Origin of the sequence: Streptococcus mitis, assembly GCF_003942865.1 — a bacterium.
Classification (GTDB): domain Bacteria; phylum Bacillota; class Bacilli; order Lactobacillales; family Streptococcaceae; genus Streptococcus; species Streptococcus mitis_BI.
In genome coordinates this window covers 79,658-96,401 of the sequence record NZ_RJNZ01000003.1, presented here as the reverse complement: position 1 = coordinate 96,401, position 16,744 = coordinate 79,658, and the positions used below count along the sequence as shown (strand labels likewise).

Here is a 16,744-nt window from a genome sequence, read left to right as displayed (position 1 = left end):
CCGACTACAAACAAAAATAAACCAAAAAGTCTGTCCCTATTATGCTATATTTAACTCTAGAAGTATTCATCCATCTAATTAATAAGTATATCATATTTCACAATAAATGAATACTATCAAAGATTCATCCCCTTTCACTTCATCATTTAGTGTTGCTTAGATTTATCAAAAACAACCAAATTTGTATTAATTTCAAGTATCACCTAGTTACAAAAATTTGGGGTGAACAGAAAAAGCATCCCGTATTTTTGATACGAAATGCTTTCAATAAGTTTAAATAAGTTTTAACGTTTACTAAATTGTGATGCTTTACGAGCTTTTTTCAAGCCTGGTTTGGAAAGTATGAATTTCAGTTGGACTAAAAACAGCGTAATATCAAGACTTTTCTCCGCTTTTATAAAAGCGTTTTTCCAATCAAATTCAACTAATTTTATCTAAATGGTGTGGATTTTACCCCCAAAATTACAGAGAATGGAGCTGATAAACACTAAACGTTCACACCATTAGTTAAATGATTTTTTTCATCATTTTTCTTAGATGATAGAACTTCTAATTTATTTCTTATTCAAGCAAAAACAACCTGCTATAAGTAAGAAAGAGGAAGATACAAGAAAAACACGGCGTAAAAACCGATTCAGTTCATTGTCCTCAATCCTTGTCTGCTTCATTTTCTTTTACGAGATCGTTTTGTGAATCTTTTTCAGAGAGTTTTTGATCAATATACTTGTCAATGTTTTCATAAAATTCCTTGGTCGCTTCACTATCTAATGTTGGCGAGTTCTGAACTTGATTCACTTTCAATTGAACAGATTGAATACCGTAAGAGGCTTGTTTTTGGTGGAGTGTTTCTAATTCTTCTTCTGAAATCGGATCTCCAACAACCGTCAAGACTAATTCATTGCTACTTGACTTGTAGACTTGATTAATGACCGTATGATTGGCGAACTCATTTTCTACAAACTGTTTGATCCCTTCTTTTCGCGCTTGATCCATCGTCAGAGTGACTGCTGAATAGCTGGCTGGAAGGACCAATAATACAATCAAGGATATCAACCCAATTTTCATTTTAATGTTTAGCTCATTAAATGAACTTAAGGGAGATTTTCTCATAAAAATTCTTGTTCCAACAATGTTGATTAGCATGATAAAGACACAGTTGATCAAGAAAAGATAAAGAGCCCCAAATAAAAATCGTACATTTCCATTAGCTAAACCATATCCTGCAGTGCAGATAGGTGGCATCAGAGCTGTTGCAATGGCTACTCCTGGTACGATATTGTTTGCTTCTTTTTTCCTTGAACCAATGAAACCTGCTATCCCACCCGCGATAGCAATGAGAACATCCCAAATGGTTGGAGAGGTTCGTGCAATCAATTCGCTACTTTCATAAGATAAGGGAGAAATCCAGAAATATAGAGCCGAGACAAGCAAGCTGACCAATACTTGGGTAAATAAAACCTCTAGAGATTGCTTGATTAAACGCGTATCAAAAATAGCTAAACCAAACCCCAGTCCAACAATCGGTGTCATAAGAGGGGAAATCAGCATGGCTCCAATAATGACAGCTGTTGAATTCATATTTAGTCCGATAGAGGCAATAAAAATCGCACACATCAAAATCACTGTATCTCTTAATCGAACATGAAGATCATCATATAATTTTTCACGGTATTCACGTGTTGAATAGTTTCCGGTCATTGGTTACTCCTCTTATTTCATATAATCTTGTTTCTGCATGGATGATGGTAGAGAGACTTCTGTCCAGTCTTACATATTTTAATTCTCATCTGTAATTCTTTTGAAAATTATCCTCTAAGTATCCGTCAGTCTATCCTTAACATTATATCAAAAATTTTACAGTCTTTCTCTGACGAAATCTATCAATTGAATAGATAGATGAAGCAAGAAATTTTTGTTTCCTTATCCGAAGAAGGAAAAACGGTATCTCTGAACTGCACCCCAAAAGTTAGACAGAAAAAATTTAACTTTTGGGGTGCAGTTCACCTGATAATATGCGTTTTATTCTTTATAATTTAGCTATTTCAAAATTACAAGTTCTCCATTCTTAATTTCCCAAACTTGGTCAAACTTACTTAATAATTCGTTTTGGCGATGTAAAGTAACAATGACGGCACTTGGTAGTTCCAGAACTCTTTCCAATTCCATTTTAAACTGATTAGTATCCAAGGCAGAGAAAGGTTCGTCTAGGATAAGCAATGGATTTTTACGATTTTTCTCACGATTTAAATACATTCGTTGTTGCTGACCACCTGACAAGGATTGTGGTGGAATTTTTTCAAAATCTTCTTCTCTGAATTTTTCATTGAAACTATTGAATATCGTTACATTATTTTCATAACTCGAAATAAATGTATGTTCTTGTTGCAGAATCATACCGAATCTTCCCCAAAGATGGTCCAAAACAAGCCCATCTAGCACAATTTGTCCTTCAAAATCTTCATCTGTTCCATTTAAAATGTTGAGAAGACTACTTTTTCCAGACCCATTCTTACCAATAAGCGCAATTTTATCCCCTTTTTGAATCGTAGCGGAAGTAATTATCAATTTTGATTCTCCCAGTTGCTTGGAAATGTTTTTCAAAGTAATCGTATCAAAAGAATGTTGAGGTGCTTGAACTGAAACGGGTCTCCCAACAATGTTTTGAAAACTCTTGATTACAGGCTTTACGGACTCTAACATTTGTAAATCATAAAGGATTTCCTGTATTGGTTCAGAAAAAGCATTAATATATCCGAAACTCGCCACCACCTCAGGAATACCGAGTTGCTGGTGAGATAGAGAGTAGGCTAAATAAATAAACAGAACAAGACTAATGAATTCAAAAGAAACACCTGTCAATAAGATGCCTGTAATTTTTGTCAAACCATACTTAAAATACTTATCCTGCAAATTCTTTAGAGAACTCTTTTGTTGATTCAAAAAATGCGACATAGTTAGTTTATTTACCAAATGATGTCCCATGAGCAAATCCTCCAAAGTTCGATAGTAATCTCCTTGTTTTTTCAAGTAAACCTGTCTACGATTAGCGGTCAACTTCCCAACGATTTTAGGAATTTGAATACTAATTCCAGTAGAAAAGATTAAAATCAGTGATACAATAGGATTAATTGTTCTGCTAATAATGAAAGCGTAAATGATGATACGTAAAATTTGTTTGATAAAACTCATCAATGGAGGAAGGTAATCCTTTTCCAACGAATCTAGGTCATTAGATTGATAGGAAATATACTCTGCTACTGTTTTCTGCTTGAAATCGTGGTGACTGAGCCCCAGAAGTGAACGAAACCACTCATTTTTCAAAGTAGTCGAAAAGATAATCCCCTGCTTCCAATCAAGTATCATTTGGATATAGTTACAACTCAAATAGCCAGCCACTGACATAGAGTAACCATATAGAGCTACTTGATAATCCCCTTTGATTAATGCCTGCGTGAAATACGGTAACAAAGCTGTGCAGATATTCGATACTACACCAAAAAGAAAATTAAAGAAGAGATACCATCTAATAGTTTTAAGATATGGTAGCATATACGATACTCCTTACTAATGCGTTTTTTTACATATCGCAGAACAATCTCTACTATTCCCTATTTCAGATAGTGCGATACTCGGACATTGAGTGCAATAATTGTAAATCACACAAGTACTGCAGTTTTTACTATCATTCAAAATAAAAAGAAAGCTGCAGTTCTTTTAATCCTGTATCAACGATTCATTCTGAAATCGAATAGGAGACATTTCCCAAGTCTACAATTCACTTCATCTCAAATTAATTTTTGTAATTCACCCTTAGTTTATAGATTTTATACTCAACAAAAGTATAAAGCATACAAAACTTCACTTTGAACCAGTATTTATACTATATTCCGTATTAAAAATTCTATTATTGATTTTGTAAAAAACAGTCTTCAAATATCCTGAAATATAGCAAAAAGAGATTGGGTAAAAACTCATTGTCTCTTCTCACTCAATTATCAGATTCATATCGGAAAACTTAATTCTTACTATCGTTCCTTCTCCAACCTCAGACTCGATGCGAATCTGGTGCCCCAGTTCTTCAGAAATTTTCTTAGAGAGATAGAGGCCAAGTCCAGATGACTGCTGGGTCAGACGACCATTATAGCCTGAGAAACCACGTTCAAAGACTCGGAGTACATCACTGTTTTTTATCCCGATTCCCGTATCCTTGATACAGAGTTCCTGGCCTTCCATATAAATCTCCAGACCACCTTCCTTGGTGTATTTGAGACTGTTTGAAATGATTTGCTCAATAACCACTAGCAGCCACTTTTTATCCGTCACGATTTCTTTATCAAGGTCATGTAAATTGACATTTAAGCCTTTTTGAATAAAGAAAAGAGCATATTTACGAATTATTTCCTTAACCAAGTCCTCGATTTGAACCTGCTTCAAGACCAAATCATCATGAAAACTTTCTAAACGTAGGTACTGTAAAACTAGATTGGTATAGGAGTCAATCTTGAAAATTTCCTGTTCTAATTGCTGCTTTAATTGGCGGTCATCTACTTCTGCAACTAAGAGTTGACTGGCTGCAATGGGGGTCTTAATCTGATGGACCCACAAGGTATAGTAATCAAGTAAATCCGTTAGTTTTCTTTCTGAATCTGACCTCTGCTGATAAAGTTCCATCTCACGCGCTTCTAGTTTCTCAGCCAAAACAATTTCCAATGGAGATTTGGCTTCTCTCTCCCCATAGAGAATTTCCTGGCGATAGACCTGCATTTCCACCAATATGTCCCAAGTGAAAAATAAGATGGTCACAAAGCAACACAAGAGGAAAAAGTAGAGAAAGTAAGTTCCTAAACTTGCAAATAAAAACTGAAAGAGCAAAACCAGAAACGTCAAAGAAAGCAGATAAACCAAAAGACGACTACGGGAGCGCAGATAGGCTAGAAAAAATTGTTTCCAATCAAGCATGCTTCAGTCCGTACCCTATCCCTTTCTTGGTCTCGATAAATCCTACCAAGCCCTGCTCTTCCAACTTTTTACGCAAACGAGCCACATTGACAGAGAGAGTATTATCATCAATGAAAAAGTCACTGTTCCAAAGTTCTCGCATCAGGTCGTCACGCGCTACGATATTACCCGCATGCTCAAACAAAACGCGTAAAATCTGGAATTCATTCTTAGTCAAATTCAAGACTTGACCTTGATAATGTACATCCATGGATTTGGTATTGAGGATAACACCGGCATATTCCAGTAAGCTCTCGTCACGGCCAAACTCATAGGAACGGCGCAGCAAGCCCTGAACCTTGGCTAAAAGAACCTGCTGGTCAAAAGGCTTGGTCACAAAGTCATCCGCGCCCATATTGATTGCCATGACAATATCCATAGCCTGGTCTCTCGAAGACAGAAACATGATAGGCACCTTGGAAATCTTGCGGATTTCCTGACACCAGTGATAGCCATTAAACAAAGGCAGTCCAATATCCATGAGGACCAGATGAGGTTCCGATTGGACAAAAAGGCTCAAAACTTCCATAAAGTCTTCTACTAGAACCACTTCAAATCCCCATTCAGAGAGCATTTTTCCGACCTGTTGACGAATAATTTGGTCATCTTCTACTAATAAAATCTTGTGCATGCGCTTCTCCTTTTCTATTATTATAACAGATTTTTCCATGCTAGAAGGTCTGAAACTGAATTTGAAAGAGCTTGTTTTTAGCCAACAAAGTGAGGCAACCCTACTAGCTAATTTGAGGGAAATTTGATAAGATAAATAAAAAGAAAGGAGCTCTTATGGCCAATATTTTTGACTATCTGAAAGATGTCGCACACGATTCCTTTTACGACCTTCCTTTAAATGAATTAGACATTCTAACCTTAACAGAAACCACCTACCTCTCCTTTGATAATCTGGTCTCCACAACTCCTATGCGACTTTTAGACCTTGCACCTCAGGTTCCAAGAGAATCTAACATGTTGACCAGTAAAAATCGCCTCCAGCTATTGGATGAGCTATCTCAACACAAGCGCTTCAAAAATTGCAAACTCTCCCATTTTATCAACGACATCGACCCTGAGCTGCAAAAGCAATTTGCGGCTATGACCTACCGCCTCACTCTCGATACCTATCTGATTGTCTTTCGTGGGACTGATGACAGTATCATTGGCTGGAAGGAAGATTTCCACCTGACCTATATGAAGGAAATTCCTGCTCAAAAGCACGCCCTACGTTATTTAAGAAATTTTCTTGTCCACCATCCTAAGCAAAAGGTCATTCTGGCTGGGCATTCCAAGGGAGGAAATCTAGCCATCTATGCTGCTAGCCAAATTGAGCAAAGCTTGCAAGATCAAATCACAGCAGTTTATACCTTTGATGCGCCTGGTCTCCACAAAGAACTGACACAAACCGAGGGCTATCAAAGGATAATGGATAGAACCAAGGTCTTCATCCCACAAGGGTCCATTATCGGTATGATGATGGAAATCCCTAACCACCAAATCATCGTGCACAGTACTGCCTTGGGTGGTATCGCCCAACATGATACCTTTAGTTGGCAGATTGAGGACAAGCACTTCGTCCAACTAGATAAGACCAACAGTGATAGCCAACAAGTCGACACAACCTTCAAGGAGTGGGTGGCCACAGTCCCTGACGAAGAACTCCAGCTCTACTTCGACCTCTTCTTTGGCACCATTCTAGATGCTGGGATTAGCTCCATCAATGACCTGTCTTCCTTAAAGGCTATCGAACACATTCGTCATCTCTTCGTCCAAGCGCAATCCCTCACTCCAGAAGAAAGGGAAACCATGGGACGCCTTACCCAATTATTGATTGATACCCGTTACCAAGCTTGGAAAAATTGTTAAGGTAGAAAAGCCAATGAATCACACGATTCGTTGGCTTTTTTAGAAAAAAAGTGTCAGAAAAGTAAGTCTAAATCCTAAACCTTGACGACAGATTCTTTTTTTTGTCGAAATGTAATAAACATCATTATATCTAACGTAAGTTAATCTATGAAAGGACATCTACTCTGAAATCATTAAAAGGTATTTTATTTATCGGACTTAGTATGCTTCTGACTATCCTAGCTTGGTTCAGTTCAAGCGCTAGTCAATTTCTGTTCCCTGGTTTAGCTCTCACTACCCTCTCACTTACTTTTATGTTAGCTAGCCGCGTACCTCTGCTTGAGGCTTGGTTTAACGGTCTTGAAAAGATGTATCTGGCTCACAAATTCACCGCGTTTCTATCCATTCTCCTACTAACCCTATACAACTTTAGCATGGGCGGTCTCTGGGGTTCGCATTTGGCTGCCCAGTTTGGAAATATCGCTATCTATATCTTTATCAGTATTGTTCTGGTTGCCTATCTGGGACAATACATCCAGTATGAAGCGTGGAGATGGATTCATTGATTGGTTTATCTATCCTATATCTTTGGACTCTTTCATGTTTTGATGATCATGGGAAATCGTCTCCTCTCCTTTAGTTTCCTAGGTCTTATCTTTGGAATCTATTCTATTTTAGGCTTGCTCGCAGATTTTTATATTATTTTCCTTTATCAAAAGGTCGGTTTCACCTATCTTGGAAAAATCGTAGGAATCAAACACCTCAACCACGATACGACTGAAATTGAAATGGAACTCAGCCATCCTTTCAACTACGACTATGGACAATTCGCCTTTCTAAAAATTTTCCAAAAAGGTTTTGAGACTGCTCCACACCCTCTCTCCATCTCAGGAGGGCAAAGACGAACTCTTTATTTTACAGTTAAAAATTCTGGTGACCACACCAAGAATATCTATGACAAACTTCAAATTGGTAGCAAGATTGCTGTTGATCGTGCCTATGGGCATATGACTATGGAACACGGTTCAAAGCAGCAAATCTGGATTGCAGGTGGTATTGGAATTACACCTTTCATCTCTTATATCCGAGAGCATCCTATCCTAGACAGGAACGTCCGCTTCTACTATAGTTTCCGTGGAGAGGAAAATGCTGTCTACCTAGATCTACTTCGTGAATACGCCCGTCAAAATGCTAACTTTGACCTTCGGCTAGTCGATAGCAATGAAAATGGATACCTGACTTTGGAGCAAGAAGAAATCCCTGACCAGACTACGGTCAGGTCTGGACCTCTTCCTATGATGAAGGCCCTTGCTAAGCAAATCAAGAAAAAGAATCTCAAGGCAAAACTGACTTACGAAGGTTTCAAATTTAAATAAGGTCCTTGTCCCTCTAAGACAAAAGAGGGACTTTCTTTTCACTTTATTTCTCTCTTCTATGCTATACTTAATTTAGTACATTCTTTGAGATTGGAGCTAATATGAAAATCCATAAAACTGTGAATCCTGTTGCCTATGAAAACACCTATTACCTAGAAGGTGAAAAACACCTCATCGTCATCGATCCTGGTAGCCATTGGGAAGCTATTCGTCAGACAATAGAGAACATCAACAAACCGATCTGCGCTATTCTCTTGACCCACGCCCATTATGACCATATCATGAGTCTGGACTTGGTTCGCGAGACTTTTGGCAATCCTCCGGTCTATATCGCAGATAGTGAAGCCAGCTGGCTCTATACTCCTGTCGATAATCTCTCTGGGCTTCCTCGCCACGATGATATGGCAGATGTGGTCGCAAAACCTGCAGAACACACCTTTGTCTTTCATGAGGAATATCAATTAGAGGAATTTCGTTTCACTGTCTTGCCAACACCAGGACACTCTATCGGAGGTGTTTCTATCATCTTTCCTGATGCTCACCTAGTCTTGACAGGAGACGCCCTATTCCGTGAAACAATCGGACGGACGGATCTTCCGACTGGTAGCATGGAGCAACTCCTTCATAGTATCCAGACCCAACTCTTCACTCTACCAAACTATGATGTCTATCCAGGACATGGTCCAGCTACGACCATCGCCCATGAAAAGACCTTTAATCCTTTTTTCTAAGTAGCAAAAAACCAAGGAATTTTTATCCTTGGTTTTTGTGTATTGCTATTCAATTCTCCATTCTTTGATTTTAGAATCTAGCCTAGTATTGAATTTCATCGAATACTAGTTGACTGGCTCAAATTCTTTCCAATCAAATTTAGCTAAATCAAGTTCATTAGAAGAAATCTCTAAGATTTGCTCTGGCTTTTGATCACTACCAATTTGAAAGATACCTTCCTTAATCTTCTGTGCTCCGTCTTTATCAAAAGCATACAGACTTAAGTTCATTTCTGGTCGTGTTGACTGCCAGTCTGCATATCTGACTTGACCGTTTTCATAAATAACTAAACTGGAACGAAAACCTCCCGCAGAAACTACATAAGCTGTATGAAGCAACTTTGGTTGTTTATTCTCTAAATAGTAAATGGCCCCTATATATTTTTTATCTCCAATAATCAATTCATCTTGACCGTCATTATTTAAATCAGCGTATACATAATGGAGACTAGCTGGTTTATCGTAGGTGCTCAGTGTAAAGATATAGCCATACTCTTCAGAAAAAATCTTGTACTGTTTCAACTTTTCATACAAAGATTCTCGGTCACCGATACTTAAAAGAGCCTGATAGTGATTGTACCGCTCTATTACTCCCTCGTACAAATCTTTTCCTGTTTCACTTTTCTTTTCCATTGTTGTTGACGGTGTTGCCATTGAAGAACTTGTACTAGTTTGGCTCTCTGACTTCGTAGAGGTTTCCTTCTGTTCCTCTTTGGTCGAAGATGATTGTGTTGCCGAAGGTTCTATTTTTTCCTCTTTTTTGTTTGAGCCACAAGATGCTAAAACAAAAACAGTAAGAATAGCTGAAAGCATCATTAAAAATTTCTTCATGTTAACCTCTTTAATCCATCCTATATAGATTTACGGATTTTAGTATTAGATTCGATTCATTACCAAATAATGACGCGGTCTTCTGGCGAACGCCACATACCGTCTCCTTCTTTGACATCATAGGTTGTAAAGAAATCATCGAAGTTTGGTACTTGTACATTGACACGGAGTTTGGCTGGTGCGTGCACATCAACGCTGGCCAAAAGTTTCATAAATTCTGGACGACCTTTCATACGCCAGATGCGACCGAAGTTGTAGAAGAACTCTTCTGCTGAGAAGTCTGGTTCTCTCTTAGCTGCTTCAAGCGCTGCAGCGATTCCTCCCAAGTCAGCCACATTTTCTGATACAGTCAATTTACCGTTGATGGTTGCTCCATAAGAATCTTGTCCATCAAACTGATCAATAACTTTTTGTGTTTTCTCCTTGAAGGCAGCATAGTCGCTCTCTGTCCACCAATCCTTGAGGCTACCATTTTCATCAAAGGAAGCTCCATTGGTATCAAAGGCGTGAGAAATTTCATGGGCAATAACTGCCCCAATCCCACCATAGTTAGCAGAAGATGACTGATGCAAGTCATAGAAAGGAGCCTGTAAAATGGCTGCTGGAAAGACAATCAGGTTCTTCTGTGGATTGTAGTAAGCATTGACCATATGAGCAGGCATGCCCCATTCCTTGTAATCTACAGGCTGGTTCCACTTGCTCCAACTGTGCTTGATTTCTACACGCGCAAAGGCTAGAGCATTGTCAAAAAGACTAGCATTTTCATCCACTACCTTGTCCTTATAGCGTTCTGGCAATTCTTCTGGGTAACCGATGTAAGGCTTGATAACATTGAGTTTGACGATGGCCTTGTCACGAGTTTCAGGAGTCAGCCAGTCATTTTTAGCCAAGCGTTCCTTATAGACATCAATCATAGTTGCCACTTTTTTCTCCACGTCTGCCTTGGCCTCTGGAGAGAATTTTTCATGGGCATACCATAGCCCCAAGGCTTGTTTGAAAGGACCTTGTGCTAGCTGGTAGGCTGCCTTGACTTTGTCTTTGGCTTCTGGAACTCCTGAAAGCGCACGGCTATAGGCACCTGATAAGACACGGATTTCTTCTGTTAAATAGCTGGTTGAGAGATTGACAACACTCAATATTAAGGTTGCCTTGAGGAGAGGCCAAGCTTCTTCACTATAGAATTGGTCTGCTGCTTGCCAGAAACGTTCCTCGTCTACAATAACCTTGTCTGGCACTTGTCCAAGAACGGCTTGGAAGAAGTCATCCAAAGGTAGGGTAGGCGCAAATTTTTTGAAATCTTCATAAGCATATGGATGGTAGAGTTTAGCATATTCTGAACTTTCTTCATTAGAAAGCACTACTGACGCAACTCGACGGTCCAATTCTAGTCTTTTCTCTAACAAGTCTTCAATTTCTTCATCAGAGAAATCATAAGCCTTGAGAAGATTTGCGCTACTTTCTTTCCAAAGAGTCAAGAGCTCTTCGCGCTGAGGATGGTCTTCTGCATAGTAGGTCGTGTCTGGCAGAATCGTGCTTGGAGCGCTAGCCCATAAAACGTTGATTCTGGCATCCATAAAGTCTGGCGATACACCAAAAGGAAGGAAGTTAGGTTTTCCTGCAAGTTCAAACTCTGCTAGTTTGGCAGTGAAATCTGCAAAAGTCTCCAATTCTTGGAATTCTTTAAGGAGTGGTAAGACAGGTGTGATACCGTCAGCTTCTCTCTTATCAAAATCACGAACTAGGCGGTGGTATTTGACAAAGTTCGCCAAGATATCATCCTCAGGCACCTCTTCACCTGCCAACCACTTGTCTGTTGTCGCCAACATCAAGTCTTCAATTTCCTGGTCTAAATCAACAAAACCTCCCGTTTGAGACTTATCTACTGGAATTTCAGCTGTCTGTTGCCATTCTCCATTGATTGCATCATAAAAATCATCTTGATAACGTGTCATCTTGTTCTCGCTTTCATTTGTACTTGTTTTTAGCTTAACAAAAATTAACTGGGAATGCAATTAAAAATGAACTTTCTCTTTCCATCATTTTTCAGTTATTATTTTAATTTTTTTAAAAATTAACTTGACTTAATTTTTTTTTTAATGTATATTAAGAGGCAGGAGGAATACAAGTTTATGATACGTATCGAAAACCTCAGCGTCTCCTACAAAGAAACGTTGGCACTTAAGGATATTTCACTAGTGCTCCACGGACCAACAATTACCGGTATTATTGGTCCAAACGGTGCTGGGAAATCAACATTATTAAAAGGGATGCTGGGAATTATCCCACATCAAGGTCAGGCATTTCTCGATGACAAGGAAGTTAAAAAATCCTTACATCGAATCGCCTATGTCGAACAAAAAATCAATATCGACTACAACTTTCCCATCAAGGTCAAGGAATGTGTCTCGCTAGGACTCTTTCCCTCTATCCCTCTCTTTCGAAGTTTAAAGGCTAAACATTGGAAGAAAGTGCAAGAGGCCCTTGAAATTGTCGGTCTAGCTGACTACGCTGAACGTCAAATCAGTCAACTGTCTGGAGGTCAGTTCCAGCGGGTCTTGATTGCCAGATGTTTGGTGCAGGAAGCCGACTATATCCTCTTGGATGAACCCTTTGTTGGGATTGACTCTGTTAGTGAGGAAATCATCATGAATACGCTGAGAGATCTGAAAAAAGCTGGGAAGACGGTTCTCATCGTCCACCACGACCTCAGCAAGGTTGCCCACTACTTCGATCAAGTCTTGCTTGTCAATCGAGAAGTGATTGCCTTTGGTCCAACCAAAGAAACCTTTACCGAAGCCAATCTCAAAGAAGCTTACGGTAATCGACTCTTTTTCAATGGAGGTGATCTATGATTGCAGAATTTATCGATGGATTGCAAAAATTCCATTTCTTACAAAATGCCTTGATAACAGCCATTGTCATCGGGGTCGTAGCTGGAGCTGTGGGATGTTTCATCATTCTACGCGGGATGTCACTCATGGGAGATGCCATTTCACATGCTGTCTTGCCAGGTGTAGCCCTCTCCTTCATCTTGGGCCTTGACTTCTTTATCGGAGCCATTGTCTTTGGATTGCTAGCTGCCATCATCATTACCTACATCAAGGGGAACTCGATTATCAAAAGCGATACCGCCATCGGCATTACCTTTTCTTCTTTCTTAGCCCTCGGTATCATCTTGATTAGTGTCGCTAAAAGTTCAACTGACCTGTTCCATATCCTTTTTGGTAATATCCTGGCCGTCCAAGATACGGATATGTTTATTACTATGGGTGTTGGTGCAGCCATTCTCTTGTTAATCTGGATTTTCTTCAAGCAACTCTTGATCACTTCCTTTGATGAACTCTTGGCCAAAGCCATGGGAATGCCTGTCAATTTCTATCACTACCTTCTCATGGTACTCCTGACTCTCGTGTCTGTGACAGCCATGCAAAGTGTCGGAACTATCCTGATTGTAGCCATGCTGATTACCCCAGCTGCAACTGCTTATCTTTATGCTAATAGCCTGAAAAGTATGATTTTCCTTTCCTCAACCTTTGGAGCTACAGCTTCAGTTTTGGGACTCTTTATCGGCTATAGCTTTAACGTTGCGGCAGGTTCTAGTATCGTGCTCACAGCTGCTAGTTTCTTTCTCATTAGCTTCTTTATCGCTCCAAAACAACGATATTTGAAACTGAAAAATAAACATTTGTTAAAATAAGGGGCAAAACCCCAATAAATTGGAGGATCTAATGAAAAAATTAGGTACATTACTCGTTCTTTTTCTTTCCGCCATTGTGCTTGTAGCATGTGCTAGCGGAAAAAAAGATGCTGTTTCTGGTCAAAAACTAAAAGTTGTTGCTACAAACTCAATCATCGCTGATATTACTAAAAATATTGCTGGTGACAAGATTGATCTTCACAGTATCGTTCCTGTTGGTCAAGACCCACACGAATACGAACCGCTTCCTGAAGACGTCAAAAAAACTTCTCAAGCTGATTTGATTTTCTATAATGGTATCAACCTTGAAACAGGTGGCAATGCTTGGTTTACAAAATTGGTAGAAAATGCTAAGAAAACTGAAAACAAAGACTACTTTGCAGTCAGCGAAGGCGTTGATGTTATCTACCTTGAAGGCCAAAACGAAAAAGGCAAAGAAGACCCACACGCTTGGCTTAACCTTGAAAACGGTATGATTTTTGCTAAAAACATCGCAAAACAATTGAGTGCTAAAGACCCTAGCAACAAGGAATTCTACGAAAAAAACCTCAAAGAATATACTGATAAGCTAGACAAACTTGACAAGGAAGCTAAGGAGAAATTTAACAACATCCCTGCTGAGAAAAAACTCATTGTAACCAGCGAAGGATGCTTCAAATACTTCTCTAAAGCCTACGGTGTCCCAAGTGCCTATATCTGGGAAATCAACACTGAAGAAGAAGGAACACCTGACCAAATCAAGACCTTGGTTGAAAAACTTCGCCAAACAAAAGTTCCTTCACTCTTTGTAGAATCAAGTGTGGATGACCGTCCAATGAAGACTGTTTCACAAGACACAAACATCCCAATCTACGCACAAATCTTTACTGACTCTATCGCAGAACAAGGTAAAGAAGGCGATAGCTACTACAACATGATGAAATACAACCTTGATAAGATTGCTGAAGGATTGGCAAAATAAGCCTCTGAAAAACGTCATTCTCACATGAGCTGGCGTTTTTTCTATGCACACATTTCCGGTCAAATCATTGGAAAATTCCGGCTGTTTCAGCTAAAATGGAAGAAAAAAGATTGGAGTATCCTATGGTAACTTTTCTCGGAAATCCTGTGAGCTTTACAGGTAAACAACTACAAGTCGGCGACAAGGCACTTGATTTTTCACTCACTACAACAGACCTTTCTAAAAAATCTCTGGCTGATTTTGATGGCAAGAAAAAAGTCTTGAGTGTCGTGCCTTCTATCGATACAGGAATCTGCTCAACTCAAACGCGTCGTTTTAATGAAGAACTGGCTGGACTGGATAATACGGTTGTCTTGACTGTTTCCATGGACCTCCCTTTTGCCCAAAAACGTTGGTGCGGTGCTGAAGGTATTGAAAATGCCATCATGCTCTCAGACTATTTCGACCATTCCTTTGGACGTGATTATGCCCTCTTAATCAATGAGTGGCATCTATTGGCACGCGCAGTCTTTGTCCTTGATACCGACAATACTATTCGCTACGTTGAATACGTGGACAATATCAACTCTGAACCAAACTTCGAAGCCGCAATTGCAGCTGCTAAAGAACTAAATTAGAAGCCATTGTGGCAGATAGCTAGAGAAATCTAGCTTTTTTTGATATACTAGATAGAGATATTAGACAAGAGGAAGCGAATGACCCCGAATAAAGAAGACTATCTAAAATGTATTTATGAAATTGGCATAGACCTGCATAAAATCACCAACAAGGAAATTGCGGCCCGCATGCAAGTCTCTCCCCCTGCCGTAACTGAAATGATTAAACGGATGAAAAGTGAAAATCTCATCCTCAAGGACAAGGAATGTGGCTATCTACTGACTGACCTTGGACTCAAACTGGTCTCAGAGCTCTACCGTAAGCATCGCTTGATTGAAGTTTTTCTAGTCCATCATTTAGACTATACAAGTGACCAGATTCACGAGGAAGCTGAGGTCCTGGAGCATACTGTCTCTGACCTGTTCGTGGAAAGACTGGATAAACTACTAGGATTTCCCAAGACCTGCCCCCACGGAGGTACTATTCCTGCTAAGGGAGAACTCCTAGTTGAAATCAATAACCTACCACTAGCTGATATCAAGGAAGCTGGATCCTACCGTCTGACTCGGGTGCACGATAGTTTTGACATTCTCCATTATCTGGACAAGCACTCACTTCACATCGGTGATCATCTCCAAGTCAAGCAGTTTGATGGCTTCAGCAATACCTTCACTATCCTCACTAAAAATGAAGATTTACAAGTGAATATGGACATTGCCAAACAACTCTATGTCGAGAAAATCAACTAATTTCTCAAGTCCCCCACTAACCCTGAAAGTTTAATTTTCAGGGTTTTATTTCTATCATTTGATTTTGCTTTCATTTTATTATAAAATCGATGTAAAAAACAAGAAAGATACCTTAACCTATGAAAAAATCACTAAAAATTTTTGCGACATCTAAATGGTTTGACCTCTTCGGAGTTGCTTTGGTCGTTGGAATTGCGATCGCATCTGGCTATCTTAACTCCCGTCTCGACAAATTCGTAGACTGGGGACCATGGACAGCTCTTGTTCCCTTTGGATTCATTTCCGTAACCAACGTTGGGATTTCCATGTTGTCCACTCGTTTCACGGGAAAATTAAGCAAATGGGGAAATTACTTTGGCATTGTCAATACGATTTTGTCTGGCACCATTGACTATATCCTTGGAAATAAGGCGGCCATCATTACCTATCCTGTCACCTTCCTCATCTATACCTTTGCTATTAAGAAATGGGAAGTTTCGCAAGAAGGCAGACCTAACCAAATGAGCCAAAAACAGCTAAAATTGGCGGCCATCATCATTTCCATCATCGCCTTCCTCTTTGCCTTTGCGACCAACTATATCGGCTATGGAGGAAAGATGAATCTCCTTGCCTACGTAACAACTATTGCCTTCGCACTATCTCTCATTGCCAATGCTTTGAATGCATTGAAACTGACAACTCAGTGGGGATTTTGGTTGATTTACAATTTCGTTCAGCTGACAAAGGCTGGCATTCAAGGAAACTTTGCCAATATCGGTAAATACATCTTTTATATCCTCAATGCAATCGGAGCTTTATTTGTCTGGAATGATGAAGAAGTAAAACAATAAGAGGAAAATCAAATAAAGAAATCTAACAGAATCTCCTTACTAAAATTTTTTATCATTTTACTTGTAACTCCCATTCTTTTGGAGTAGAATGAAGCT

At 39.3% G+C, this 16,744-nt stretch carries 14 protein-coding genes and 1 pseudogene; 9 read left to right on the top strand and 6 right to left on the bottom strand.

Features of this window, described 5'->3' with window-relative positions; translation table 11 throughout:
• Window positions 1–648 precede the first annotated feature (648 nt).
• The 4 genes from D8845_RS03605 to D8845_RS03585 all read right to left on the bottom strand — a co-directional run bounded on the left by D8845_RS03605 (window position 649) and on the right by D8845_RS03585 (window position 5,629).
• Window positions 649–1,698 (bottom strand): DUF389 domain-containing protein, encoded by a 1,050-nt coding sequence (locus tag D8845_RS03605; protein WP_084928275.1) that lies wholly within the window; start codon window positions 1,696–1,698, stop codon window positions 649–651.
• 339 nt (window positions 1,699–2,037) lie between these two features.
• Window positions 2,038–3,549 (bottom strand): ATP-binding cassette domain-containing protein, encoded by a 1,512-nt coding sequence (locus D8845_RS03600; RefSeq protein WP_125452508.1) that lies wholly within the window; start codon window positions 3,547–3,549, stop codon window positions 2,038–2,040.
• Window positions 3,550–3,984: 435 nt separating this feature from the next.
• Window positions 3,985–4,959 carry a sensor histidine kinase gene (locus tag D8845_RS03590; protein ID WP_125452507.1) on the bottom strand — a complete coding sequence of 325 codons (975 nt, stop codon included), beginning with the start codon at window positions 4,957–4,959 and terminating at the stop codon, window positions 3,985–3,987.
• Window positions 4,952–5,629, bottom strand: coding sequence for a response regulator transcription factor (locus D8845_RS03585; RefSeq protein WP_125452506.1), 678 nt, complete (start codon window positions 5,627–5,629; stop codon window positions 4,952–4,954). Before D8845_RS03585 ends, D8845_RS03590 begins: the two co-directional genes overlap by 8 nt.
• 155 nt (window positions 5,630–5,784) lie before the next feature.
• Between D8845_RS03585 and D8845_RS03580 the strand changes: the two genes are divergently transcribed.
• From D8845_RS03580 to D8845_RS03570, 3 genes and pseudogenes are all read left to right on the top strand, one after another.
• The gene (locus D8845_RS03580) at window positions 5,785–6,858 is read left to right on the top strand and encodes a DUF2974 domain-containing protein (RefSeq protein ID WP_125452505.1); all 1,074 of its coding nucleotides are present in this window, start codon (window positions 5,785–5,787) and stop codon (window positions 6,856–6,858) included.
• Window positions 6,859–7,022: 164 nt separating this feature from the next.
• Window positions 7,023–8,213 (top strand): annotated as a pseudogene (locus D8845_RS03575) (oxidoreductase).
• Between the two features lie 101 nt (window positions 8,214–8,314).
• Window positions 8,315–8,944 carry an MBL fold metallo-hydrolase gene (locus tag D8845_RS03570; RefSeq protein WP_125452504.1) on the top strand — a complete coding sequence of 210 codons (630 nt, stop codon included), beginning with the start codon at window positions 8,315–8,317 and terminating at the stop codon, window positions 8,942–8,944.
• Between the two features lie 105 nt (window positions 8,945–9,049).
• Here the strand turns inward: D8845_RS03570 and D8845_RS03565 are convergent, their stop codons facing one another.
• Together D8845_RS03565 and pepO are read right to left on the bottom strand one after the other, a co-directional pair.
• Window positions 9,050–9,814 carry a lipoprotein gene (locus tag D8845_RS03565; protein ID WP_125452503.1) on the bottom strand — a complete coding sequence of 255 codons (765 nt, stop codon included), beginning with the start codon at window positions 9,812–9,814 and terminating at the stop codon, window positions 9,050–9,052.
• A 59-nt stretch (window positions 9,815–9,873) separates the two neighbouring features.
• On the bottom strand, window positions 9,874–11,766 hold the full coding sequence (gene pepO, locus D8845_RS03560) for an endopeptidase PepO (RefSeq protein WP_125452502.1): 1,893 nt from the start codon (window positions 11,764–11,766) through the stop codon (window positions 9,874–9,876).
• Window positions 11,767–11,943: 177 nt separating this feature from the next.
• Between pepO and D8845_RS03555 the strand changes: the two genes are divergently transcribed.
• The 6 genes from D8845_RS03555 to D8845_RS03525 all read left to right on the top strand — a co-directional run bounded on the left by D8845_RS03555 (window position 11,944) and on the right by D8845_RS03525 (window position 16,648).
• Window positions 11,944–12,666, top strand: coding sequence for a metal ABC transporter ATP-binding protein (locus tag D8845_RS03555; RefSeq protein ID WP_000619145.1), 723 nt, complete (start codon window positions 11,944–11,946; stop codon window positions 12,664–12,666).
• Window positions 12,663–13,511 carry a metal ABC transporter permease gene (locus tag D8845_RS03550; protein ID WP_000559776.1) on the top strand — a complete coding sequence of 283 codons (849 nt, stop codon included), beginning with the start codon at window positions 12,663–12,665 and terminating at the stop codon, window positions 13,509–13,511. The genes D8845_RS03555 and D8845_RS03550 overlap by 4 nt, the downstream gene beginning before the upstream one ends.
• A gap of 31 nt (window positions 13,512–13,542) precedes the next feature.
• Window positions 13,543–14,472 (top strand): metal ABC transporter substrate-binding lipoprotein/adhesin PsaA, encoded by a 930-nt coding sequence (gene psaA / locus D8845_RS03545; protein ID WP_125452501.1) that lies wholly within the window; start codon window positions 13,543–13,545, stop codon window positions 14,470–14,472.
• Window positions 14,473–14,594: 122 nt separating this feature from the next.
• On the top strand, window positions 14,595–15,089 hold the full coding sequence (gene tpx / locus D8845_RS03540) for a thiol peroxidase (protein ID WP_033682328.1): 495 nt from the start codon (window positions 14,595–14,597) through the stop codon (window positions 15,087–15,089).
• A gap of 78 nt (window positions 15,090–15,167) precedes the next feature.
• Entirely contained in the window at window positions 15,168–15,818 is a 651-nt protein-coding gene (locus D8845_RS03535; RefSeq protein WP_125452500.1) for a metal-dependent transcriptional regulator, read from the top strand.
• A gap of 119 nt (window positions 15,819–15,937) precedes the next feature.
• A complete protein-coding gene (locus D8845_RS03525; RefSeq protein ID WP_185757359.1) occupies window positions 15,938–16,648 on the top strand; it encodes a nicotinamide mononucleotide transporter in 711 nt (236 codons plus the stop codon).
• The last annotated feature ends 96 nt before the right edge of the window (window positions 16,649–16,744 follow it).